This window comes from Bacillus sp. AFS017336 (assembly GCF_002555445.1).
GTDB lineage: Bacteria > Bacillota > Bacilli > Bacillales > Bacillaceae_G > Gottfriedia.
Genome location: NZ_NUCO01000103.1, coordinates 1 through 250 on the forward strand (window position 1 = coordinate 1; position 250 = coordinate 250).

A 250-nucleotide genomic window follows, 5' to 3' on the forward strand; every position below is an offset into this window, starting at 1 on the left:
CCTGTGATCGGTGTCGACCTGCCGATCTACCACGGTACCGACGAGAGGACGCTGCTCCGGGGCGCCGGCCACCTCCAGGGGACGTCGCTCCCCATCGGCGGCGTGAACAGCCATGCCGTCATCACGGCACACCGGGGGTTGGCGGAGAGCACGATGTTCACCGACCTGGACAGAGTCTCGGTGGGCGACCGGTTCATCCTGACGACCTTCGGTCGCGTCCTCGCCTATGAGGTGACCGCCAGGCGGGTGG

The 250-nt window shown here is 68.0% G+C and carries 1 protein-coding gene; it reads left to right on the plus strand.

Translation table 11 applies throughout. The features are described 5' to 3' along the window. A partial coding sequence (locus tag CN601_RS22265) for a sortase (protein ID WP_142317415.1) occupies window positions 1-250 on the plus strand: 250 nt, incomplete at both ends.